The sequence below is a fragment of the Streptosporangium sp. NPDC023825 genome (assembly GCF_040639575.1).
Taxonomy (GTDB): Bacteria; Actinomycetota; Actinomycetes; order Streptosporangiales; family Streptosporangiaceae; genus Streptosporangium.
Genome location: NZ_JBFAAE010000019.1, coordinates 104,269 through 127,710, shown reverse-complemented (window position 1 = coordinate 127,710; position 23,442 = coordinate 104,269). Strand labels below are relative to the sequence as shown.

16 protein-coding genes are annotated in these 23,442 nt (G+C 70.8%); 9 read left to right on the top strand and 7 right to left on the bottom strand.

Annotated elements, in window-relative coordinates; translation table 11 throughout:
- Positions 1 to 128: 128 nt before the first annotated feature.
- Complete coding sequence (locus AB0G15_RS19080; RefSeq protein WP_362841200.1) at positions 129 to 3,443, top strand: hypothetical protein; 3,315 nt, start codon at positions 129 to 131, stop codon at positions 3,441 to 3,443.
- A gap of 25 nt (positions 3,444 to 3,468) precedes the next feature.
- Here AB0G15_RS19080 and AB0G15_RS19075 read toward each other — a convergent pair whose 3' ends face one another.
- Positions 3,469 to 3,729 carry a DUF2530 domain-containing protein gene (locus AB0G15_RS19075; protein ID WP_362696099.1) on the bottom strand — a complete coding sequence of 87 codons (261 nt, stop codon included), beginning with the start codon at positions 3,727 to 3,729 and terminating at the stop codon, positions 3,469 to 3,471.
- A 203-nt stretch (positions 3,730 to 3,932) separates the two neighbouring features.
- Here AB0G15_RS19075 and AB0G15_RS19070 point away from each other — a divergent pair, with 203 nt between their 5' ends.
- On the top strand, positions 3,933 to 5,330 hold the full coding sequence (locus AB0G15_RS19070) for an NCS2 family permease (RefSeq protein WP_362841198.1): 1,398 nt from the start codon (positions 3,933 to 3,935) through the stop codon (positions 5,328 to 5,330).
- Positions 5,331 to 5,770: 440 nt separating this feature from the next.
- Positions 5,771 to 6,808: a hypothetical protein gene (locus tag AB0G15_RS19065; RefSeq protein WP_362841195.1), complete on the top strand. Its 1,038-nt coding sequence runs from the start codon at positions 5,771 to 5,773 to the stop codon at positions 6,806 to 6,808.
- Between the two features lie 313 nt (positions 6,809 to 7,121).
- Here the strand turns inward: AB0G15_RS19065 and AB0G15_RS19060 are convergent, their stop codons facing one another.
- From AB0G15_RS19060 to AB0G15_RS19045, 4 genes are all read right to left on the bottom strand, one after another.
- A complete protein-coding gene (locus AB0G15_RS19060) occupies positions 7,122 to 8,237 on the bottom strand; it encodes a hypothetical protein (RefSeq protein WP_362841193.1) in 1,116 nt (371 codons plus the stop codon).
- Between the two features lie 426 nt (positions 8,238 to 8,663).
- Positions 8,664 to 10,169 carry an ATP-binding protein gene (locus AB0G15_RS19055; RefSeq protein WP_362841190.1) on the bottom strand — a complete coding sequence of 502 codons (1,506 nt, stop codon included), beginning with the start codon at positions 10,167 to 10,169 and terminating at the stop codon, positions 8,664 to 8,666.
- Between the two features lie 338 nt (positions 10,170 to 10,507).
- Positions 10,508 to 11,698, bottom strand: a complete 1,191-nt coding sequence (locus AB0G15_RS19050) for a hypothetical protein (protein ID WP_362841187.1) — start codon at positions 11,696 to 11,698, stop codon at positions 10,508 to 10,510.
- A 219-nt stretch (positions 11,699 to 11,917) separates the two neighbouring features.
- The gene (locus tag AB0G15_RS19045; RefSeq protein ID WP_362841184.1) at positions 11,918 to 12,535 is read right to left on the bottom strand and encodes a hypothetical protein; all 618 of its coding nucleotides are present in this window, start codon (positions 12,533 to 12,535) and stop codon (positions 11,918 to 11,920) included.
- A 491-nt stretch (positions 12,536 to 13,026) separates the two neighbouring features.
- Between AB0G15_RS19045 and AB0G15_RS19040 the strand changes: the two genes are divergently transcribed.
- The 3 genes from AB0G15_RS19040 to thpR all read left to right on the top strand — a co-directional run bounded on the left by AB0G15_RS19040 (position 13,027) and on the right by thpR (position 15,516).
- Positions 13,027 to 13,482, top strand: coding sequence for a MarR family transcriptional regulator (locus AB0G15_RS19040; protein WP_362696113.1), 456 nt, complete (start codon positions 13,027 to 13,029; stop codon positions 13,480 to 13,482).
- Between the two features lie 224 nt (positions 13,483 to 13,706).
- Positions 13,707 to 14,972, top strand: a complete 1,266-nt coding sequence (locus AB0G15_RS19035; protein ID WP_362841181.1) for an MFS transporter — start codon at positions 13,707 to 13,709, stop codon at positions 14,970 to 14,972.
- A complete protein-coding gene (thpR, locus tag AB0G15_RS19030) occupies positions 14,926 to 15,516 on the top strand; it encodes an RNA 2',3'-cyclic phosphodiesterase (protein WP_362841178.1) in 591 nt (196 codons plus the stop codon). The genes AB0G15_RS19035 and thpR overlap by 47 nt, the downstream gene beginning before the upstream one ends.
- Before the next feature lie 133 nt (positions 15,517 to 15,649).
- Here thpR and AB0G15_RS19025 read toward each other — a convergent pair whose 3' ends face one another.
- Entirely contained in the window at positions 15,650 to 16,618 is a 969-nt protein-coding gene (locus AB0G15_RS19025; RefSeq protein ID WP_362841175.1) for an aldo/keto reductase, read from the bottom strand.
- Positions 16,619 to 16,736: 118 nt separating this feature from the next.
- On the opposite strand from AB0G15_RS19025, the gene AB0G15_RS19020 reads away from it, so the two are divergent.
- The gene (locus AB0G15_RS19020) at positions 16,737 to 17,915 is read left to right on the top strand and encodes a hypothetical protein (RefSeq protein WP_362841172.1); all 1,179 of its coding nucleotides are present in this window, start codon (positions 16,737 to 16,739) and stop codon (positions 17,913 to 17,915) included.
- An 86-nt stretch (positions 17,916 to 18,001) separates the two neighbouring features.
- A complete protein-coding gene (locus tag AB0G15_RS19015; protein WP_362841169.1) occupies positions 18,002 to 21,490 on the top strand; it encodes a hypothetical protein in 3,489 nt (1,162 codons plus the stop codon).
- A 64-nt stretch (positions 21,491 to 21,554) separates the two neighbouring features.
- Here the strand turns inward: AB0G15_RS19015 and AB0G15_RS19010 are convergent, their stop codons facing one another.
- Positions 21,555 to 21,932 (bottom strand): STAS domain-containing protein, encoded by a 378-nt coding sequence (locus AB0G15_RS19010; RefSeq protein ID WP_362841166.1) that lies wholly within the window; start codon positions 21,930 to 21,932, stop codon positions 21,555 to 21,557.
- Between the two features lie 375 nt (positions 21,933 to 22,307).
- Here AB0G15_RS19010 and AB0G15_RS19005 point away from each other — a divergent pair, with 375 nt between their 5' ends.
- Positions 22,308 to 23,321: an NAD-dependent epimerase/dehydratase family protein gene (locus AB0G15_RS19005; protein WP_362841163.1), complete on the top strand. Its 1,014-nt coding sequence runs from the start codon at positions 22,308 to 22,310 to the stop codon at positions 23,319 to 23,321.
- The last annotated feature ends 121 nt before the right edge of the window (positions 23,322 to 23,442 follow it).

Sequence of the window (23,442 nt, the reverse complement as noted above, 5' to 3'; positions counted from 1 at the left end):
GTCCCGGCGGCACACCCGGCCGTCGCGGCCGGGCGCCGCTCCCGTGGCGTCCCGGCCGCCTGGGCCGTTCAGGCCGCTTCGGCCGGGACGCCCGGCCGTGCGGGGCATCGACCTTTGGAAGCATCGCCTTGACTGACATCTTCGGCACCGAACGACTGCGCTCCGCCGTCCTGGCCGCCTGGACCGCCTCGCCGGCCCGTTTCCGCGAGGACGCCAACGCGGAGGAGGACTTCGCGCTCGGCGGCTACCGTGACCGGCTGATCGTCGAGCTGGCCCAGAACGCCGCCGACGCCGCGCTCCGCGCCGGGGTGCCCGGGCGGCTGCGCCTCTCGCTGCGCGAGGGCGTGCTGTCGGCCGCCAACACCGGCGCCCCGGTCGACGCGGCCGGGATCGAGGGTCTGTCCACGCTGCGCGTCTCCGCCAAGCGCGACGACACCCACGCGGCCGGCCGGTTCGGCGTCGGGTTCGCGGCCGTGGTGTCGGTCTGCGACGAGCCGGTGATCGGCTCGCTCGGTTCCGGGGTCGTCCGCTGGTCCCGCGACCAGACCGCCGCCCTGGTGGCCGCCGAGCCCGAGCTGGCCAAGGAGCTGGCCGAGCGCGGCGGGCACGTCCCGCTGCTGCGCCTGCCCTTCCCCGCGGGCCCGGTCGAGATCCCCGCCGGGTTCGACACGCTCGTGCGGCTGCCGCTCCGTGACGAGGCGGCCGAGGAGGCCGTACGGGGGATGCTGAGGGAGACCAGCCCCGCCCTGCTGCTCGGCCTGCCCGCCCTGGAGTCGATCGAGGTCGACGTGGACGGCGAGACGCGGACCGTCACCTCCGAGGGCTGGAAGGTCGTCTCTGCCTCCGGCCGGTTCACCCCCGAGCAGGTGGCCGAGCTGTTCGCCGACCGCCCGACCGAGGAGCGCTCCCGGCCGCACTGGCTGGTCCGCTGGGCCGTGCCCGTCACCGGTCCCGGGTCCGCCGGTTCCGTCACCGAGTCCGGTTCCGTCACCGAGTCCGGGTCCGTCGCCGAGTCCGGGTCCGTCGCCGGGTCTGGATCCGCCGGGTTCGCGCCCGCCGCCGGTTCCGCGTCCGCCGGTTCCACGGGCGGCACCCCGGGCGGGACCGCGGCCGCTTCGCGCCAGGCGACGCCGGTCGGGGAGCCCCGGCCGCTGCCCGCCCTGGTGCCGCCCGTGGTGCACGCGCCCACGCCGAGCGACGAGCCGCTGGACCTGCCCGCGCTGCTGATCGCCTCGTTCCCGATGGCTACCGACCGGCGGCACGTCGCGCCGGGTCCGCTGGCCGACTTCCTGGTCGAGCGGGCCGCCGACACCTATCTGGAGCTGCTCGCCGGGCTGCCCCGCACGCCCCGGCTGCTGGACCTCGTCCCCGGCATGATGGGCAAGGGCGAGCTCGACGCCCGCATCCGCCGGGCGATCCTGCGCAGGCTCCCCGACGCTCCGCTGCTCCCCGCGCTCTCCCCGCCCGCCGACCCGGCCTCGACGGGCAGGCCGGGCGGTTCCGGTGCCTCGCTCCTGCTTCCCGACCCCTCCGAAGTGGCCGCCGGAGCCGGTGGCGCCTCCCCGGCCCCGCTCTCCGACGGCGAGGAACCGATCGTCTCCGGGCGGCAGGCCTCCGTGGTCGCGGCCCCGGCCGAGCTGCTGGAGCGGGTCGCCCCCATGATCCCCGGGCTGCTGCCCGCGGGGTGGCCGTCCCGGCATCCGGCGATCACCGCGCTCGGCGTCAGCCGGGTGCAGCTCTCCGAGATCGTGGACATGCTCTCCGGCGACGCCGTCAAGGACAGGGACCCGGCCTGGTGGCGGTCGCTGTACGAGGTGCTGCCCGCCGACGACCCCGAGGCCCTCGGCGCGCTGCCGGTGCCGCTGGCCGACGGCCGCCTGGTCAGGGGGCCGCGCGGCACGCTGCTGCTGACCGACGGCTCCGCGCTGGACCCGGCCGTCCTCGCCCCGCTCGGGCTGCGCGTGGTGCACCCGGACGCGGCCCACCCCCTGCTGCTCAGGCTCGGCGCGGGCGAGGCCACTCCCCGCACCGTCCTGGAGGACCCGCTGACCCGCTCCGCCGTCTCGGAGTCGCTCGACAGCCCCGACTCCGAGCCGGTGGCCCAGGCGGTGCTCGCGCTGGTCGACGCCGCGGGGCTGACCGCGGGCGACGCCCCCTGGCTGTCCGAGCTGGCGCTGCGCGGCGCCGACGGCGAGCTGTACCCGGCGGGCGAGCTGCTCCTCGCCGACGGGTCGCTGGCCGGGCTGCTCGACACGGAGACGCACTTCGGCACGGCCGCTCCCGAGCTGGTGGAGCGGTACGGCCCCCGGGTGCTCGCCGCGGCGGGGGTGCTCGACGGCTTCGCCGTGGTCAACGACTCCGACGTCATGATCGACCCGGACGAGTGCGACCACGACCTGGATCGCGAGGACGAGTGGCTGGAGACCGTCCTCGACCTGCTGCCCGAGATGGACGTGCCGCCGGTCGCCCGGGAGTTCTCCGCCGTACGCGACCTGGAGTACGTCGCCGACTGGCCCGCCGCCCTCGCCCTGCTGTCGCGCCCGCCGCTCCGCTCGGTGCTGCACCCGCTGCGGATCCTGGTGGCGGGGGAGGTCGTGGAGGTGCCGTCCTACACCGCCTGGTGGCTCTCCACGCATCCGGTGCTCGCCGGCAGGCGCCCCACGGAGCTGCGGCTCCCCGCGGGCGACCCGCTGCTGTTCGGCCTGTACGGCGACGCCCCGGCCGTCGTCGACGAGGCCGCGCTGGCGATGATCGGCGTCCGGAGCACGCTGGCCGACCTGCTCGCCTCCCACGGCGGTCCCGACGAGCTGCTCGACCTGCTGGGCGACCCCGCGGTGGAGGTCGACCGCGCCCAGCTCCGCTCCCTGTGGGTGGCCCTCGCCGGTGTCGACCCCGCCCGCGTCGGGCCGCCGCGCGCCGTACGCGCCGTCCTCGGTGACGCGATCGTCGCCGTCGACGCGGAGGACGGCCGGGTGCTGTCCACCGGCACCGAGGTCGAAGGCGCGGGTGAGCCGGTCGTGGTCGAGGCGCCGGACCTGCTGCCGCTCGTCGCGGGCCGGCCGCTGATCCTGGCCCCGTTCGACCTGGCCGAGGCGCTGTCGGAGCTGCTCGACCTGCCGCTGGCGGGGGAGGAGGCCGCGGGTGAGGTGACGTCCTCGGGCGAGACGCGCGACGTTCCGCCCGCCGTACGGTCGCTGCTGCCGACCGCGCCCGCGACCTACGTGGAGCACGAGAGGCTGCTGGTGGACGGCGTCCCCGCGGCCTGGCGGTTCTTCGAAGGTACGGTGCACGCCTCGGGCGTGGAGGGACTGGCGCGCGGGCTCGCCTGGGCGTCCGGCCAGTGGGGTGACCGGCTCGCGGTGGCGGCGCTGCTGCGCGATCCGGCGGCGGTGCCGCTGCTGCTCGCCGAGGCCGACCTGGACAGCTGGACCGCCTCGACCTAGACGATCGCCCGGCCGCGCCCGGGACTCACAGGATCGCGGTGGTCGGCTCGATCGGCTCCTCGGGCGGGGGCGGTGGGCGGCGGTTGCGGCGGCGTACGTACCAGAGGCCGAAAAGGCCGCCGCAGATGCCCGACACGCAGGTCCAGATCCACCAGCGGTACTCGGGATCCGGCTGCGCGACCAGGAGCACGACCAGGGCGATGACCCACAGACCCGTACCCGTGAGGATCGTGAGCGTGTCGTTGGTCTTCAACGGCTGCAGATCCGGACGTCGTGGCTGGTTCACGCGCTCCAGACTAGGCGACGACGTCTCACTGTTCGCAAAACGGATTACGTCAAGACGCGAATCCATCTCGAAAGCATCACCATCACCAGCCGGGTCTTCCGAGATGGGAGGCCCGCTGTCACTCTGCGTGAGTGAAAGATGTTAAAACCACCCAAATAAGTGGAATTGACCGTTTCTTCTTCATCTCTGACCGTGGCTCGTCCGTGGGCCGGGAGGTACGCGGCGGGTTCGCCACGTTCTTCACGATGGCCTACATCGTGGTGCTCAATCCCCTGATCATCGCTACCGTCAAGGACGCCGAGGGCCAGTTCATCGGCGACGGGAGCACGCCCAACATCCCGCTCGTCGCGGCCGGTACCGCCCTCGTGGCCGGACTGCTCAGCATCCTGATGGGGGTCATCGGCAAGGTCCCCTTCGCGATGGCCGCGGGTCTCGGCCTGAACGCCTTCGTCACCTACGGCATCGCCTCGCAGATGTCCTGGGAGTCGGCGATGGGCCTGGTGTTCCTGGAGGGCGTGATCATCGCACTCCTGGTGCTGACCGGGTTCAGAACCGCCGTGTTCAACGCCATCCCACCCCAGCTGAAGACGGCGATCAGTGTCGGCATCGGCCTGTTCATCGCGCTGATCGGTTTCGTGGACGCCGGCTTCGTCCGCCGGGTGGCGGCCGGGCCGCCGCTGGAACTCGGCATCGCGGGCTCGCTGACCAGCTGGCCGATCTTCGTCTTCGTGGCCGGTCTGCTGCTGATCGTGCTGCTGGTGGCGCGCCAGACCAAGGGCGCCATCCTGATCGGCATCATCGCCACCACCGTCCTCGCGATCATCGTCGAGGCCGTCGCCAAGGTCGGAGCCGCGGTGACGCCGGGCCGGCCGCCGAACCCCGCGGGCTGGCAGCTCGTCGTCCCCCGGCTGCCCGAGCAGATCTTCGGCTTCAACAACCCGCTGGTGCTGTTCAGGGAGTTCGACCCGATCGGCGCCTTCGGCTCCGTCTCGGTCGTCCTGGCCCTGCTGCTCGTCTTCACCCTGTTGATCACCGACTTCTTCGACACCATGGGCACGATCGTGGGCGTCGGCGGACAGGCCGGGCTGATCAAGGAGGACGGCACCCTGCCCAGGACCCGCGAGATCCTCCTCGTCGACTCGATCGGCGCGGCGGCCGGAGGCGCGGCCTCCGTCTCCTCCAACACGACCTACATCGAGTCGGCGGCGGGTGTCGGCGAGGGCGCCCGCACCGGCCTCGCCAGCGTCGTCACCGGCGTGCTGTTCCTGCTGGCCATCTTCGTCTCGCCGCTCGTCGCCGTCGTCCCCTACGAGGCCGCAGCCCCCGCGCTGGTCGTGGTCGGCTTCCTGATGATGACCGCCATCCGCGAGATCGACTTCACCGACTACGAGATCTCCATCCCGGCGTTCCTCACGATCGTCCTGATGCCGTTCACGTACTCAATAGCTACCGGGATAGGTAGTGGGTTCGTGACGTACGTGCTGATCAAGCTGGTGAAGGGCAAGGCCCGCGAGGTCCACCCGCTGATGTGGACGGTCGCGGGGCTGTTCGTGATCTATTTCGCGCTCGGCCCGATCAAGGCGCTGCTCAACCTCGGTTGAGCAGCGAGCTGAGGTCACTGGGCACAGGGAAATGCATGTAGTGGCCCTGTGACGAGGATTGATCACTGTTTGTGGTGATCTATGGTGCGGGAGGCGTCATGATTTGAAGGGCAGACATGGCGGCTTGCTTATCTCGCCTCCTCTGCGGCCGGACGGCTCCGTCCGGCCGCCCCGAGATGTGATGCTGGCGGGAAAGGTGGTGGGTGGTGCCCGATCCGGGTCGGCTGGACGCGGGTGATCCTGAAGCATCCGGTCAAGACACGACTGGATGGAATGCGAGTGGTCCCCCCGACCCCCACCAGCTTGTCTCATCCGCCTGGCCCGCACCTGCTGGCCTGGCGCCGCCGGTCTTTACGGACACGGTTCCTGCCGGACGCAGGACCTCAGGGGCGTCGGCCGTGGTGGTGCGGTCAGTGCCTTCCCGCCCGCGCCTCGGGTGGATGATCGCCGCGCTGACGGCGTGCGTGGCGCTCGTCGTCGGTTTTTGGCCTTCTGCGGATTTGGTGGGGCGCCACGATGACGTCGTCTTGGCGGTGGCGCTTGGGCAGGTGAACGGTCAGCCCGTTGCCGTCACCGTAGGGGGCGGCATGAATGACGACACCATGCGGGTTTGGGATTTGACCGCGCGCGAACTCATCGGCGAACCGATAGCCGGTCAGCCCTACAGTGTCGAGACGGTGGCGGTCGGGCAGGTGAACGGTCGTCCGGTCGCTGTCACCGGCAGCGTTGTCGGCACCGTGCGGGTGTGGGATCTGACTACACGCAAACCAATGGGCGAACCCATGACCCGCAGCCACACCGGCAGTGCCGGGGCGGTGGCGATTGGAGAGGTGAACGGCCGGCCGGTCGCCGTCACCGGCGGAGATTGGGGCACTGAGACCCATAAGAGTCCTGTGCGCGTATGGGACCTGATCACGCGCGAACCCCTGGGCGAACCGATGACCGGGCACACAGGCCCCGTCTTGGCGGTGGCGGTCGGGCAGGTGAACGGTCGTCCGGTCGCCGTCACCGGCAGCGTTGACGGCACCGTGCGGGTGTGGGACCTGACAACACGCAAGCCCGTCGGCGAGCCGATGACCAGCCGAACCCGTGTCTGGGGGGTGGCGGTTGGAGAGGTGAACGACCGTCCGGTCGCCGTCACCGGCAGCGAAGACCAGAACATGCGGATATGGGACCTGACCACGCACACGCTCATCGGAGAGCCAGTGCCGACCGGCCACACTCACGGTGTCTCGGCGTTGACGGTCGGGCAGGTGAACGGTCGTCCGGTCGCCGTCACCGGCGGTAGTAATGACAACGGTGACGGCAGTGTGCGGGTGTGGGACCTGGCCACACGCCGACCCATCGGGGACCCGATGGGCTACACCAACAGTGTCTTTGCGGTGGCGGTCGGGCAGGTGAACGGCCAGCCAGTCGCCGTCACGGGAGACGGTGACGGCACCGTGCGGATGCGGGACCTGAGTGTCTACACGCGATGAGCCATGATCGTCGAGGACGGCACTTTCAAAGGACCGCGGTGCCGTAGGCATCCTCGATCGCGACCGGTATCGGTGCGGGTTTCGTCACCTTCGTGCTGATCAAGGCCGTCAAGGGCAAGGCCCGTGAGGTCCATCCGCTGATGTGGACGGTCGCGGGGCTGTTCGTGATCTACTTCGCGCTCGGCCCGATCAAGGTGCTGCTGAACCTCTGAGCAGCGAGCCCGAGGCCGTCATGGTGATAGTGGAACCGATCACCGTGACGGCCTTTCATCAGGTCCATGAAGTCATGCGCTGACCATTCCTGCGGGTGGTCTCAGTCCGTGCAGGGTGGGTCGGTGATGCGGGAGAGATCCACGACCGTGTAGCGCCCGCCTCCGCTCTTCCAGAACACGATCGGCCCGTCCGTTGTCGTCGCCCCCAAACTGATCTCGTTCCAGTCCTCGGGAGCCTTGGCCCGGTCGGGGAACCCGAGCAGCGCGGCCCGCCGGCTGCACCGGTCGTACAACTGGGCCGAGGTACCGAGTTGACTGCCGCCCCATACACCGTCGCTGGGGGCAGTAGGAGGTCGAAGGAGGACGAACCTGTCACGGATCGGCGGCACGAGGGACAGGTGCTGCCCGGGGACGGTCGTACGTCCGGAGCCGTCCACCCGCTGTATGACGGTCTTTCTCACTTCATGGGGGTAAGACGTGACCTGTCCCGCGCACCACACGGGCCCGCAGTCCAAGAACTCGACGTCGTCTCCGTGCCGCGCTTTCTTCTCCTGGCGAGTGACCAGGTTGACGACGGTTTGCCGCCGCCCGTCGTAGGCCCAAGGCCAGGAGGTGATGTCGAGATCGCGATTGGGAAAGATCTGCCCGGTTTCGTCTCCGGTGAGAGAGACACTCCAGATGCCCTTGGAGTTCCACCAGAACACGAGATCGCCGATGATTTCGAAGTCGTCGACAAGGCCCTGCCCGGTGGTCGGCAGCCGGGCCATCATCTTCATCGGACCGCCTGATCGGGGGACGGTCCAAAGTTCCGTGCGAGGTTCTCTCTCGTATTGCGAGTTTGGCTCGTAGCGATTGATCAGCAAGATTATGTGCGTGGCGTTGATGGTCGTGGGCGAGAGGTGGATGTCGAAACACCCGTCGCAGGACGCCCACTTCGGTGTTGTGGCCAGGACGCGCCGGCGTCCCGTGCGGACGTCGAGGCTCAGGAACGCCGTACGACGTCCTCCGGCCATCACGAAGATCTCATCGGCGCTCAACATCGCGACAGGCCGTACGGTGCGGCCGTCCTTGAGCTTGTGGGGCACGGTGAGGAGCGCTCCCGGCCACACGTCGCCGACCGGTGCGAGCGCCGGCACCTCAGGAAGCCGTTCGGGCCGTTCGGGGGGTTGGTGTGACGTGCAGGCGGTTCCCGCACCGACAAGTAGTGCCAGCGCCATGATGAACCGTCTCATGCCACGCTGAGGCTTCACCTGGTGTCAGACGGATCAAGGCCGATAATGGTTCCGAAGGTGCTCTCGGACACATCGATCGCGACCGGTATCGGCGCGGGCTTCGTCACCTTCGTGCTGATCAAGGCCGTCAAGGGCAAGGCCCGTGAGGTCCACCCGCTGAGGTGAACGGTCGCGGGGCTGTTCGTCGTCTACATCGCGCTGGGGCCGGCAAAGATTCTGCTCAACCTGGGCTGCGCAGCAACCCGAAGGTCGTCATGGCGGTCCAGGAAAGTGATGACCATGACGACCTTCTCGCGTTCTCGTCCGCCGTGCCGGAGAGCGGAACCGCAGCGGGCGGATCGTGGTCGCTGAGTGGCGATCGCGTCAGGAATTCCGTCTGTGGCCCAAGGCCCGTGATTTCCTGGTTCCGGATCATGCCGGCAAAACGGTGGGTTCCGTTTTCCCGAAGAGGGACGGCAGGTCCACGAGGAGGACGTCACCGCGGCGGCGTGCGATCGTCACGAGGTCGGGGTAGAAGCCCTCCAAGGAGAAGAGCGCCAGCCGGGTGGAGGTGACGTCATGCCCCTGGCTTCGGAGGATCTCCTTCAGCCGGTCGAGCCGTTCCAGGTCTGCGGGGCCTCGCCTTACAAGAGTGGCCTTCGCCTCCCCGATGAGTCCCACCGTGGCGCGGCCGGACCTCCGGTCCAGGGCGATGACGTCGATCTCGTGTTTGGCCCGGCCGCCTTGATCGTTGATCACTGTCGAGGCGATCGTGCTCGTTCCCGCACGGAGGGAGGGATCGGTGTGACGGCGGAGCCATTCGCGTGAGTATTCCTCGAAATGAGGGCCCAGGATGCGAGAGATGAAGGTGGGCTGGGATTCGCGCCATGCCTGGGCGGAACCGCCCGTCTCGATCAGGTCTCGTTTCGGAACGGTGATCAGGTTGTGGAAGCGGATGATGGGATCCACGACGGTGATCACCGGGCGGCGCTCCCAGAGCGGGTCGGTCGAGTAGTCGAGGTATCCCGAACTCGTCAGCATCTCAAGCGGGCGGGTCAGGGACGTGCGATCACGTTCGACCAGTCCGCCGATCTTCGTTGGGCTGGTGGCGCCGGTGGCGACCGCGTTGATGATTGCGTAATGGAGTGAGCTCCCGGTGAACCGCGGGTCCTCCCGCAGCAGGTACTCGGCCTCGCTGCGGGAGAAGAGCGCCTGGCCGGGATTGAGAACCGTCGCCGGGATCCAGGTGTCGAACTCCTGCGGGGTCTGAGGGGAAGGTGACGAGGTCAGGTTGCGGTATCCGGGAGATCCGCCGAGCGTGGCGTGCAGTCGCAGGGCCGTCGCCGGATCGTCGACGCCCCAGTGCCGGGCGGTGGTGCTCGGATCGAACGGCTGGAGACGCAGGTCGACCGCGGCCCGCCCGCGCAGTGCCTTCGTACCGGAGAGGAGGTCGTTCATCACGGACATGGCCGATCCGCAGACGATCACTCGTCCGCCCTCGTGGCCGTGACCGGTCTGTGAACGGTCGTAGAGCAGTTGGAGCAGGCCGGGAAGCTCCGGAGAGTGCGTCATCCAGTAGGGCAACTCATCGATGACCAGCAATCCGGAGGCGCCGCGTCGTCGCATGGTCAGGCTGATCGCCGAGTCGAGGAGAGACTCCCAGCCGGCGTCGTCGCGGAAGAGGCCAGAGCTCACTCCCGCATACCGCGCGAGGTCGTCGGCGAATCGCCGCCGCGCGGTCACCAAGCCCTCCTCGGCGACAGCGGAGACATAGAGGCCGTCCATCGTGTCGGCCAGCGCACGGAGGAGGTAGCTCTTGCCGACCCGTCGCCGTCCTGACAGGACTCCCAGCCGCAGATGGGGGTCGGGATGCGTAACGAACTCGGTGAGCATGGACCACTCGGAGTCGCGGGCAAGCAGACGGGACGGCTTGAGCACTAAGGTCTCCTAAACTGTAGGCTTCAAAGCATACAGTTTAGGAAGCAGGCATGCGTGGATCGTTGAAACGATCTTTCTTGGAAGTGTCTTCCAGTACTTGACGGCCATCGGGTCGATACTCGTCTCTCTTCCTTCGTGCTGGTCAAGGCCGTTAAGGATGGGGCATGTGAGGTTCACCTGCTGATGTGGGCGGGCGTGGAGATGTTCGTGATCTACTTCGCGATCGACCTGTCACCTGATCTGACGGTGCAATCGATCATCGTTCGCCGGGTCAGGCCCCCGCGTCCTCCGGCCGGATGGTCGCCGCGCCGGGGGCTTTTCCGGCCGGCGGGTGGATCTCAGTGCCTCGTCCAGATCCAGGCCGTGCTGTTCTCGTCGGCCGCGGGCTCGCCGCCGACCCCGATCACCTGGTTGCTGCCCGGAATCAGCGCGAGGTCGAAGACGGCGGGGGCCTTCCGGGTGCCGGGCGTCTTTTCGTACGTCCAGCTCCGGCCGTCGTAGTGGAGCAGGATCCGATCGTCCGTGTAGTCCCAGTAGTCCGCGGCGACCCAGGCTCCGTCGCGCCCGTCGGGGGCCACCGCGGAGAAGTGGACGAACCTCGCCGGACCGTCGACCACGTTCCACCGCCGCCCGTCCCAGCGGATCACTACCGCCGCCGCCTTGTCGCGGCCGATCGCCCACGCCTCGTCCGCGGAGACCGCCGCGATGTCCCCCAGCTCGACCTTCCTCTCCACCAAGGGCGGCGGCATCGGCACGATGTTCCAGCGGTCGCCGTCCCAGCGCATGACGACCCCGCCGCCGTCCGGCTCTCTCCCCAGCGCCCACACGTCGCGCGGTCCCACGGCGCCGAACGCGTGGATCCCGACGCCGGGTGGCAGGGAGAAGTCCGACCAGCCGGTCCCCGACCATCGTCTGAGGAAGGGGCGCCGGGACTCGGGGTTCGTGGCGCCGGCACCCTCGGTCGTCCCGGCGATCCACACGTCGCGCGGCCCGGCGACGACGGCCGCCTCCAGCAGGTGCCGGCGGGAACCGCGCAGCCCGCCCATGTCGGACCACCCACCACCGGTCCGGCGCCACACGCCCGCGGCGCCGAAGATCCAGACGTTGTCTCCGGACGAGGCGGACACCGCCCTTACCGGGAACAGCCCTTCGGGAGGGGTGACGGGACGCCAGGTACGGCCGTTCCAGTGCACGAGGTGAGCGACAGGCTCACCCTCGCCGACGTTGCCCACCGCCCAGGCGTCATCGGGGGAGAGCGCGACCACCCCGTTCATCTGGGCACCCGCTCCGGGCAGTGTGGTCTCCCTCCAGGTGCCCATGGTCGGGGCGGGTGTCGGATGGTTCACCCCGGGCAGCCACGGCGACGGTCTCACGCCGGACGGCTCCGTCGCCGTGGGCGGGCGTCCGGACGCGCCGGCCGGGCCGGACGTGCCGGCCGGACTGGATGTCACGGCCTGGTCGGACGGGCCGGACGCGCCGCACGCCGTCACGGAGAGCGCCAGCAACGCCGACACCAGCGATCGCCTCATGAGAAGAAGATCCCATGGACGGCGATCGTTCTCAGGCGGTCCGGCCGGACGGCGATCTCGCGGCCTTCCCGGATGCCGTCCCGCTCGACGCCCCCTTCCCGTGCCCCGTCTGCTCGACGCCCCTTCCCGCGCCATCGTGCTCGGCGCCCTCTGAGGCCACGGCCCACGCGCCGTCCCGCTCAAGGTTCTCCGGCCGGATCCGTGTGCCGTCGTGCTCTCCTAACGCCCTCTGGGGCCACCGGGGAGCAACCCCGCGGGGCCGACGGGGAGCAATCCCGCGCGGTACGCCTTGAGGACGGCGTCGGATTCGGCCTGGGTGAGCGTGCCGGCGGTGACGGCCGCCTTCAGCCGCTCGGCCATGGCCGCCTCGGCCTCGGCGCCGCGTTGCCGGTGGAGCGTCTCCAGCGCGGCGGTGATCTTGTCCGCCGTGAGACCGAGCTTGGCGGCCAGAGCCTCTGCCTTGTCCCGTACGGCGGCCCGCCCGGCCTCCTTCGGTGGGGCGGCCCGCTCGGCGTCCTTGGGCGGGCGGCCCGGTCCGCCTTCCTTGCGGAGCTCCTCCAGGGCCGCGGTGACCTTGGCCTCGTCGACACCGAGGGCCTCGGCGAGCTTGGAGGCCAGCTCCCCAAGGTCGCCGCGGACGTCGTGGCCGCCAGGGCCGGCGTGGCCACCGCGCGGGCCGTGCTCGGCGCCGTCGTGGCCGGTACCGGGGGTCGCCGGGGAGGAGAGCGACGGCGTGGGGGTGGGACTGGTCGCCCAGGCCGCCACGGGAACGGCCAGCCCGCCGACCAGAGCGGTTCCGGCGCCGACGACGATGATCATGCGCTTGGTGCGGTTCATACGACTCCTAGTCCGATGTGAAGCACCTACCGGACCAATGGTCGGGCGACCAGATGAGACCCCCGTCATCCCTGTCTGAGAATCCGATGAGATCCAGGGCGCGCGCGTCGGCCGACCGCTCCGGCGGGCGGAATCCCGTCCGGCCGGTCGTCCCGGTCACCGGGAGCGAGGGGCGGCCGGTCCCCCGCCGGAGCGCGGGAGCACGAAGAGATAAAATGGCGATCCTGGTGTACGAGGCGCCCCGTTGAGGGCCTTCCCGTCGAGAGACCTCCGCTTTCGCAAGGGGGAGTACGGCCAGACCCGCCGGTGCTTCCGGCGAGCACCCGCGCGCGGCGAACCCCTGGGTTTCCGGGGGAGGCGCCCGGCGCTCGGTGCGGGGTTGGCGATCCCCCATCCGTCTGGCACGCTGTACGGCCCGCGCCGAGAAGGAAACCCGCTGGAGGGAATCACGTGCACACGTATATAGTTAGCAAAGGTAATGACCTACGCTAATGAACAACCCCAGGAAGGACCACGTCGCGAACCTGCGCAGCGACGCCGGTCTGGCTTCGGCTCTGCGCGTGTCGCTGGCACGGCTGAACAGACGCCTGCGCAGGCAGGCCGCGGTGCACTCGCTGACGCCCACCCAGCTCGCGACGCTCGCCGCCGTAGAACGGCATTCCGGGATAACCCCCGGCGAATTGGCCGAGCTGGAGAAGGTCCAGCCGCCCTCGATGACCCGCGTGATCGCCGTGCTGGCCGAGCGGGAGCTGGTGTCACGTACACCGCACCCGACCGATCGGCGCCAGGTGACCGTGGGCGTGACCGAGCAGGGCTCAACCCTGCTGAGGGAGGAGCGTCGCCTCAAGGAGGCGTGGCTGACGCAGCGGCTGAAGGAGCTGACACCCGAGGAGAGGGCGACGCTCCGGCAGGCGGCTCCGATACTGGAGAAGCTCAGCCGGATCTAGCCGACCCCGAGGAACCCGAGGCCCCGGCGGCCCCGCGCGGCGCCGGGGCATCCGCTGCGCCAGGCGGAGAACCGGGGACGAAGTCGCGGGAGAACCCGGGCCGCGAGCCCGGCCCGAAGACCGGGCTGAGGGCGAGGGTCCGGCGGCGGCGGGCCGCGAGGGCCGCGAGAGCCACAGCCACCGCGAACGAGTTCCAGGCCACGGAGAGCGGGACGGCCCAGCCCGTGCCCGAGACGCGGGGCGGGATGTTCCGGTCCCTGCGCGTCTACAACTACCGGCTGTTCGCGGCCGGAGGCGTGGTCTCCAACGTCGGCTCGTGGATGCAGCGCACCGCGCAGGACCTGCTGGTGCTCGACCTGACGAACGGCAGCGCCTTCGCGCTGGGCGTGACCGTCATGCTGCAGTTCCTGCCGTTGCTGCTCTTCGGCCTCTGGGGCGGCATGCTCGCCGACCGCTATCCCAAGCGGCAACTGCTGATCGTCGCCCAGTCGCTCATGGGCCTGCTGGCGCTGACCATGGGCGTGCTCGTCGTGACCGGCTCGGCCCAGGTCTGGCAGGTGTTCGTGATGGCGTTCCTGCTCGGCCTCATCGCCTGTGTCGAGGTGCCGACCCGGCAGTCGTTCGTCGTGGAGATGGTCGGCCGCAAGGACCTGTCCAACGCGATCGCGCTGAACGCGTCGAGCTTCAACCTGGCCCGTGTGGTCGGCCCGGCCGTCGCGGGTGTCCTGATCTACGCGCTCGGCGGCACCGGTCCGATCTTCCTGATCAACGCGCTCTCCTTCGCGGGCGTGCTCGGCGGCCTGATGCTCATGCGCACCTCCGAGCTGACCACCCCGGAACCGGTGCCGAGGGCCAAGGGGCAGCTCCGCGAGGGCCTGCGTTACGTGATGGTGCGGCCCGAGCTGCTCATGCCGATACTGCTGATCGCCTTCGTCTCGCTGTTCACGCAGTCGTTCTCGATGTCGATCGCGCTCATGGCGCGCCAGGTCTTCGGGGCGGGCGCGGCCTCGTTCGGGCTGGCCTCCAGCATGTTCGCGGTCGGCGCGCTGGCGGGCGCGCTCATGGCGGCGCGGCGGGTACGGCCCAGCAGGCGGCTGCTGGTCGGCGGCGCGGTGGCGTTCGGACTGTTCCAGATCGTCAGCGGCCTCGCGCCGTGGTACTCCCTCTACCTGGTCTCCCTCGTGCCCGCCGGCATCGCGTTGATCTCGGTGAACACCGCGGCCAACGCCAGCGTGCAGCTCGCCACCTCGCCGGAGATGCGCGGCCGGGTGATGGGCATCTACGTGCTCGTGTTCACCGGGGGAGCCCCCTTCGGCGCGCTGCTGCTCGGCTGGATCTCGGATCTGGGCGGCCCGCGCGCGGGAGTCATGGTGGGCGGTACGCTCACGCTGATCGGCTCCGGTGTGGCCATAATGCTGACAAAGATGATCAGCAGGAGGTCGCATGCGGCTGTTCGTGGGGTTGCTGCCGCCACCACCGGTGCGCGATGAGCTCATCCTCGCCCTCGAAGCCCACCGGCCGCGCTGGCCGGGGCTCCGCTGGCTGGAACCGGCGAGCTGGCATGTGACGCTGTCGTTCCTCGGGGAGGTGCCCGACCTGGTGCTGCCCGAGCTGCGGGCGCGCCTCGCCGACGCCGCCACGCGTCACCCGCCGCTGACGCTGTCCCTCACCGGTGCCGGGGCGTTTCCCTCGGCGGGTCGGGCGCGGGTCTTCCTGACCGGTCTGGGGGGCGACCGCCCCGGCCTCGCCCGCCTGGCCGACCAGGTGGGGGCCGGGGCGCTGGAGGCCGGAGCCGGGCAGACGGACCGCCGGCGGTTCACGCCGCACCTGAGCCTGGCCCGGTGCCGCGCCGACACGGACGTGAGAACTCTGGTCGAGGCGTTCGGGGCGTTCTCCGGCGCCGCCTGGGAGGCGGGAACGGTGCACCTGATCCGGAGCGACTTCGGGGGCGGGACCACCGGCGGGGGCGGGGCTCGCTACGAGACGGTCGAGGAATGGCCTCTGACGGCCCGGGCACCCCGTGGACAGGGCTAGGCTCCAGGACGTGGATCGTCCCCGTCGCTGGCTGCTGCCCACGGTGCTCGCACTGCTCGTGCTCCTCGTGGTGATCGGCGCCCTCGTGTCCTAGCCGCAGGGCGGCCGTCTTCCATCCGCCCGGCGGCACCGTTCACCAGGCGTAGTGCTCGGGCGCCGTCTTGAAGCCGGGGAAGATCTCGTCCAGGCGGGTCAGGGCCTTCTCGTCCAGCACGATCTCCAGCGCCCTGGTGACGCCGTCGAGCTGGTCGAGCGTGCGCGGCCCGACGATCGGCGCGGTGACGACCTTCTGGTGGAGCAGCCACGCCAGGCCGACGTTCGCCGGGTCCTCGCCCAGCTCGTCGCAGAACTCCTCGTAACGCTCGATCTTGTCGCGGTGCTTGTCCAGCTGCTTGGTGATCTGCTCCGAGGCCGAACGCCCCTTGTCGATCTTCCGAAGGATGCCGCCGAGCAGGCCGCCCGCGAGCGGGCTCCACGGGATCAGGCCCACACCGTAGTCCTCGGCCGCCGGGATCACCTCGAGTTCCGGTGCGCGGACGACCAGGTTGTAGTGGGACTGCTCGGAGACCAGGCCGACGCTGTTGCGGCGCCGCGCGCTCTCCTGGGCCTTGGCGATGTGCCAGCCCGCGAAGTTGGACGACCCGACGTACAGGATCTTGCCCTGCTGCTTGAGGATGTCCATCGCCTCCCAGAACTCGTCGAACGGGGTGTTCCGGTCGACGTGATGCGCCTGGTAGAGGTCGATGTGGTCGGTCTGCATCCGCTTCAGCGACGCGTCGGCGGCGCGGCGGATGTTGAGCGCGGACAGCTGCCCCTCGTTGGGCCAGTCCCCCATCGAGCCGTAGAGCTTCGTGGCGATCACCGTCTTCTCGCGGCGCCCGCCCCCCTTGGCGAACCAGCGGCCGATGATCTGCTCGGTGATGCCCTCGCCCTTCTTCCAGCCGTAGACGTTGGCGGTGTCGAAGAAGTTGATCCCCAGCTCGTGGGCGTGGTCCATGATCGCGAAGGAGTCTTCCTCCGTGGTCAGGGGGCCGAAGTTCATCGTGCCCAGGCAAAGGCGGCTGACCTTCAGGCCGGTACGGCCAAGCTGCGTGTAATCCATACCTTCACACTAGGTACCTGGAGCGCACTCCAGGCGAGCGGATTCGCGAGGAAATCCGTGTCGGCCGGACCCGCCACGTCTGTGACGCCCGCGCGTACCGCCGGGGCATGATGGCTGAATGCTGAGTAAGGCGGGGGAAGTCCTGGTTCGCGGGTTCGCGGTGGCCGGTCTGGCCACGGCCGCGGTCCTCGCGGGACAGGGCGCGTGGGCGGGCGGGGGGCAGGACGTCCGGGGGGACGCGGGACACGGTACGCGGGCGGGGGCGGGGGCGGCGCGAGAGGCGGAGCGCGGCGCACCGGCGGCTACCGGGCGGGCGGACGGCGGGGAGCGGATCCTCTTCCGCTTCAAGGACAGCCGGATCACCGAGTCGAGCGGGCTGGCGGTCTCACCGACCGGCAAGGACGTCTACTACACCCACAACGACAGCTCCGCGGGGCCGGTCTTCTTCGCGGTCGGCCCCGACGGGCGGACCCGCGCGACCTTCACCCTGCGGGGGGCGGCCTCCCGCGACTGGGAGGGCATGGCCGCCTCCACCGACCCTCGGACCGGGCGGGGCGTGCTCTGGTTCGCCGACATCGGCGACAACCTCGAAGGGGCCTGGCCCGACATCTCCGTGTACAAGGTGGCGGAGCCCGCCACGCTGAGCGACGCCGTCGTCCCCGCCGTGCGCTACCGGTTCCGCTACGAGGACGGCGGGCACAACGCCGAGGGCATCATGGTGCACCCCCGTACCGGCCGCCTCTCCATCGTGACCAAGCAGTTCGCCGGCGCCGTCTACCAGGCTCCGAAGCGGCTGCGCGCCGACCGGGTCAACGTGCTCCGCAAGGTCGGCTCCGCGCCCATCATGGCCACCGACGCCGCCTACGCCCCCGACGGGTCGAGCTTCGTGATCCGTACCTACTTCTCCGCCACGGTCTACCGCGCGCCGGGGGAGCAGATCGCCCGGGTGACGATGCCGGAGTTGCGGCAGGCCGAGTCGATCGCCTACACACGCGACGGCAGGTACCTGCTCACCGGCAGCGAGGGAAGCCGCAGCCCGGTCTACCGGGTGCCGCTGCCCGAGAAGGTTCTCGGCGTGGCGGCTCCCGGGCCCGCGTCCGCCCGGCGCCAGGCGGCTCCCACCCCGGCCTCCGGTGCCACCGGCGCTCCGGAGCCCACGCCGGTCGCCGGGGTGGAGGCCGACGAGGACGGCTCCGGCGCGGACACGGGGGTGCCGACCTCGGCCGTGCTCCTCTGGCTGGCCATCGCCGCGGGCGCCATCGGCGTCATCACCCTGATCGCCCGCAGAACCCGCTGAGATACTCAAAACCGCCGAGGTACTCAGACCCGGTTGAGTGATCCGACGCAAGCGGACGGCAAGCCGCTTGCGCCATCCTTCGGACCATGCATGACGAGAACCCGGCGTCGAGCCCCCATTCCTCCTCGCCGGTGGGCTGCCCTGAGTGCTCGGCCCCCATCGCGGGGACGTACGAGCGCTGCCCGCGCTGCGCGCTGCCTCTGCGGGGAGCGGTGGCGGCCGAGCTGTGGCGGCTCGACGGTGCCCTCGCGGGGCTCCGCGCCCGCGAGGCGGAGCTTCTCATCCGGCGCGGTCACCTGCTCGGCCTGCTCAGGCAGGAACGAGCCGGACAGGAACCGGCCGAACAGGAGCGAGCCGGACAGGAACCGGCCGGACGGGAGCCGGCCGGCCAGGAAGGAACCGGACAGGAGCCCGCCGGACAGGAGCCGGCCGGACGACAGCGGGCCGGGGGCGAGCGGGAACACCTGACCGATGGCGGACCCGCCGGGCCGCCGGAGACGGTGCCCGAGCCCGCCGGGCGGGCGAAGACGATGTCGGAGCCGGGAAAGGACTTCTCGCCCCGGGCGGTGCAGAACCTGCTGCTCGGCCTCGGCGGACTGCTGCTGGCCGTCGCGGCCGTGGTGTTCACGGTGGTCAGCTGGGGGAGCATGGGCCTCGGCGGCCGGGCGGCGATCCTGGCCGCCGTCACCGGGCTGACCTTCGCCGCGCCGACGCTCCTGGTGAGGCGCGGGCTCGTCACCACCGCCGAGACCATCGCGATGCTCGGCGCGGCGCTGCTCTTCCTGGACGGCTACGCGGTCCGGCGGACGGGGCTGGCCGGGGCCGACGGCATGGCCGTACTCCATTACGCCGCCCTGTTGTTCGCCCTGGTCGCGCTCGTCATGGCGGGCTACTCGCGGTTCCTCCCGCTGCGACTGCCGCTGCCCGTCGCGATCGTCCTCGCCCAGTTCCCGCTCCCGCTGCTCGCTCTCGGCGAGACGACGCCGTGGATCACCGCCGCGCTCGCCGCGACGGCGGCCGCCGACGCCGCCTTCCTGGTGTTTTACATGGCGGGCCGGAGTCCCGAGCCCGGCACCGGAGCGGCGGCGCCCGCGGGCACGCCCGGCGGCCGCGGGCCGCTGACGACGGTCGCGGCCTGTTTCGGCGTGGTGTGGGGGCTGGGGGTGTGCCACGGCCTCCTGGAATCACTCCTGAGGAAGACGTCGAGCCCGTTCCCCGGCGAGGTTGCGGCGATCGCCTCGCTCAGGGACGCCCTGTTGCTGGTCACGCTGGCGGTGATCGGGCTCGCGGTCGCGCGGAGGGTGCGGAACACGGACCGCCTCCTGGTCGTCACCGCGGTCTCGGCGCTCACGCTGACGGCGGGACTGGCGGCCCCCGCCTGGCCGCTGCCGCTCACCTGGTGGGCCGTGCCGTACACGGTGGCGGCCTTGGTCGCCGTGGCGGTCATGCTGTACGCGCCCGGCCTGGACGAACCGCGGGTCCGCTCGGCCGGCGCCGTCTCCGCCGGGGTGCTGGCGGTGCTCACCGCACTGCCCTTCGCGAACGAGGTGATCTTCACCCTGTTCGCCCCGTTCAACCGGATCGGCGATGTGTGGTCGGGATCTCCGGGCTTCGCCGATGCCCGCCTGATCGCGCCGTTCCCGCAGTTCCCGGTCGTGTCGGGGCTGCTGGCCGTCGCCGCGGCCCTGGCGGCCGCCCGGGGGCGGGCCTCCATGGGGTTCGCCGCGCTCGCCGCCGGGACGCTCGCGACGGCCGTCGCCCCCGTCGCCTTCGGCTGGGGACACGGGGTGGACCTCGTGGTCCTGTCGGCGCTGGCCGTCGTCCTCGTGACCGGTATGACCCTGGCCCGTCGGCCGCGGTGGGTGGGGGACCTCGCGATCGCCGCCGGTGGGGTGTCCGCGGTGGCGACGGTCACCGCGCTCGCCGAGCGGTCCGGCACGTACGCGACGCTCGGCGTCCTGCTCGTCGCGTGGGGCGCGGCGGCGTTCGCGGCCCGGGTACGCGAGGCGGCGGCGGTCTCGCTGGTCGCCGGTGTGCTCTTTGCGACCGGCCTGATGTGGGCGGTCGCCGCCGGGACCCGGTGGCTTCCAGCGGGTGACGGCCTGTCCCTGTCCCTGGCCGCCGGTGCGGTGCTCGCGGCACTCCTCGCTCCGCGCGGCGGCTCACCGGCCAGGCCCCCGTCCGAGGGCGTGCCGGGGGAGAACAGCGATCTCCGGCGCTCCGCCGGGCTGGTGCTGAGCGTCGTGCTGGCGGTGCTCGCGGTCGTCTCCGCGCATGCCGCCGTCACCGCGGTCCTCGGCTTCCACCGCCCCCTCGTACGGCCGTGGACGGCCGTGGCCGGCCCCGCGGGCGGCCATCCGCTGCTCGCGGTGGTGGTTTGTCTCGTCGCCGCGGCGGCGGTGCTGGTCTCCTGGCAGGGCGCGCGGCGCCGGGGTGCGACCAGGGCGGCGCTGCTCGCCTGGCCCGCGGTGGTGGTGGCCCTGCCGGTGTCGGTCGCCCTGCCGTACGGGGCAGAGCTGGGGCTGTTCGTCGCCGGTACCGTCCCGACGGCGTGGATGGCGGCGCGGAGCCGCGCGAACGCGGTCTTCGGCGGGGTGGCGGCGCTGTGGACCGCCTCCGTCGCGATCTCCTGGGCCCTCATGAGCGAGCCCGCGACCCTGCTCGTCCTTCCGGCCGTGGCGGTGATCGCCGTGGCGGTCGTGCTGGGTGACCGGGCGAGGGCGAGGGGAAGGGCCGGCGCGGCGGCGGTCGCGTTCGGGGAGCGGGCGGTGGCGCCGGTCGCGGCGGGGCTGGCGGCGCTGCTGGCGGGCGGGGAGGCGCTGGCGGCCGGGCTGGCGGCGGACTGGCCGGTACGGCACGCGGCGTTCGGCCCGCTCGCCGTGGCCTGCGCGGCGGCGGCCGTGGCGGGCCGGTTCAGGAGGGCGACGTTCGCGGCCGGCGTGGAGGCGGCGGGGTACGTCCTCGTGGGAACAAGCCTGCCGCTCGCCTCGGCCGACCTGCCGTCGGCGAGCCTGGCGTGCGCCGTGACGGGCGTGCTGATGGCCGGTACGGCGCTGCGGCCCGATCGCCGATGGGCAGGATACGCCGGAACGGGCTTCCTGCTCCTGGCCTCCTGGCTACGGCTGCTGGCCTCCGACATCAGCGTGATCGAGGCGTACACGGTCCCGTTCTCGCTGGTGCTGCTGGCGTTCGGCTGGTGGCGGGCGCGCGGAGAGGAGAGGTCGTCCTGGGTCGCCTACGGTCCCGGGCTCGTCTCCAGCCTGGTGCCCAGCGTGTTCGCGCTGCTCACCGGCTCGGGCTGGCTCAGGCCGCTGCTGCTCGGCGTGGTCTCGCTGGCCGTGCTGCTGGCCGGTGCCCGGTTCCGGCTCCAGGCCCCGGCGGTCCTCGGCGGGCTGGCCCTGGCCGTCGTCGCCCTGCACGAGCTGGCGCCGTGGATCGCCGAGGTGGTCGTGCTGGTGCCCCGATGGGTGCCGATGGCGCTGGGCGGGGCGCTGCTCGTGGTCGTCGGCGCGACCTACGAGGCGCGCCTGCGGGACGTGCGACGCCTGCGGGGCGCGGTCGGCCGGATGCGCTGACCGTGCCCGGGACCGCTTCCCGAGGCCGGCTTTCCCCGGCATGCTTTCCCCGGCCGCTCGGGGCTCAGCCGGGGGACTGCAGGTCGCGGCGGGCGGCGTGATCGAGGGAGGCCGCCACGTCGGGGTCGACGGGAAACCAGGTGAAGAGATCGGTCACCTGCAGAAGGCGTTTGAGTACATCCGATACCCCGGCGAGACGCAGCCACCCTCCCGCCTCCGAGGTCAGCCGCGCGCCGCTGAGAAGTATCCGCAGCCCTGTGGAGTCGCAGAAGGTGATGCCTCCGGCGTCGATGACGATCCGCGGGCGGTAGCCGAAGACCAGTTGTTCGATGGTCTCTCTGAGCAGCTCGCTGGAATTACGGTCGATGTCACCCACGACAGTGATCACGGTGCAGTCGACGTGCCCGTGGTGGTCGACGCCGATGGAGAGTTCTCTGCTCATCGCCTCGTATCTCCACCCGGTGACGCGGTCGGTTTCGGCCGCCATCCGGCCTGATCAAGGTATACCCCTCCGTGACACCGGGGTGGGCGACGGACGGGAGACATGTGCGTAACGGCTACGGACACCCGCCGTTCGCCGCCCGCTCCGGAAGCAGGTGCGGGCGGCGATCTCAGATGCGATCTCAGATGCAATCTCACACGTGGTCCCGAGCGCGATCTCATGCCGAAAATGAATGACCGCATCACTCTTTACTGCCCCGACATATTCACGTATTCCTTGACCGGCCTGGACGTATTTCCCGCATAGGCAATGACGGTTAAGAACCAGGCCGGTTATCCCTTCTCTTGTGGTGATGATTGCCGCTAACTTTCGAGCATGCGCGTTCTGATAACCGGGGCATCAGGTTTCGTCGGCTCGCATGCGGTCGCCGCGCTCCTCGCAGACGGGCATGAGCCGCTTCTTCTCATACGTAATCCAGAGAAAACACGCGAGGTGCTGGCCGCCGTCGGCGTGACGGGGGCGATTCCCCTGCACAGGGCCGATATCCGGGACGCTGCGGCCGTGCGGGAGGGGCTCGAACAGTGCGACGCCGTCATTCACGCCGCCGCGGAAATCGGGGTGATCGGCCGGGCCGATGACCTAAACGGTACGAATGTGACCGGGGTCAAGAACGTCCTCGGGCAGGCCGTCGAACTCGGTCTCGACCCCATAGTGCACGTCTCCAGCGTCGGCGTCTTCGTGCCTCCCTCCGGACCGGTGATCACGACCGAGAGCCCGCTCTCCACGCCCAGGAACGGATACGGCAGAAGCAAGATCTCCGCCGAGCGCTACGCCAGGCGGCTCCAGGAGCAGGGGATGCCGATCACGATCGTCTATCCGGCCGGGGTCACCGGGCCGTACCAGCCCTCGCTGGACGCGATGGTGGAAGGGCTGCGCGCCGGCCTGGAGCAGGGCTGGCCGATCACCGCGGGCGGCGTCAACATCGTCGACGTACGGGACCTGGCCGTCGTGCTCGCCCGCTGCCTCGAACCGGGGCGCGGACCACGCCGGTTCATGCTGGGCGGCCACTACCTCACCTGGGCGCAGCTCGCCGACGTCTGCGACGAGTTGACGGGCAACCGCGGCCGGAGGTTCAGGATCCACCGGTCGGTGTTGCGCGGCGCGGCGGCCGTGGGCGACGTGATGAAGCTGATCAAGGAGATCGACTACCCGCTGACCAGGGACGCCGTCGAGATGATGGTCACGATGGTCCGCACGTACGACACCCCGACCCTGGAGGCGCTCGGCGTGGGCCTGCGGCCGGTCCAGGAGACCATCGCCGACTCGCTGCGCTGGCTGGCACAGGAAGGACATCTCACCACCGGCAAGGCCGGGAGACTGGCGGGATGACGTCACGCGGTGGCACGCTTTCCCCCTGGCGGAAGCGATCATCTCGGACCACCCCGTGATCACCTTCTGGGAAAGCAGCCTCGCGGGGAAGCAGCCTCGCGGGAGAGCGGTCTCGCCGGAA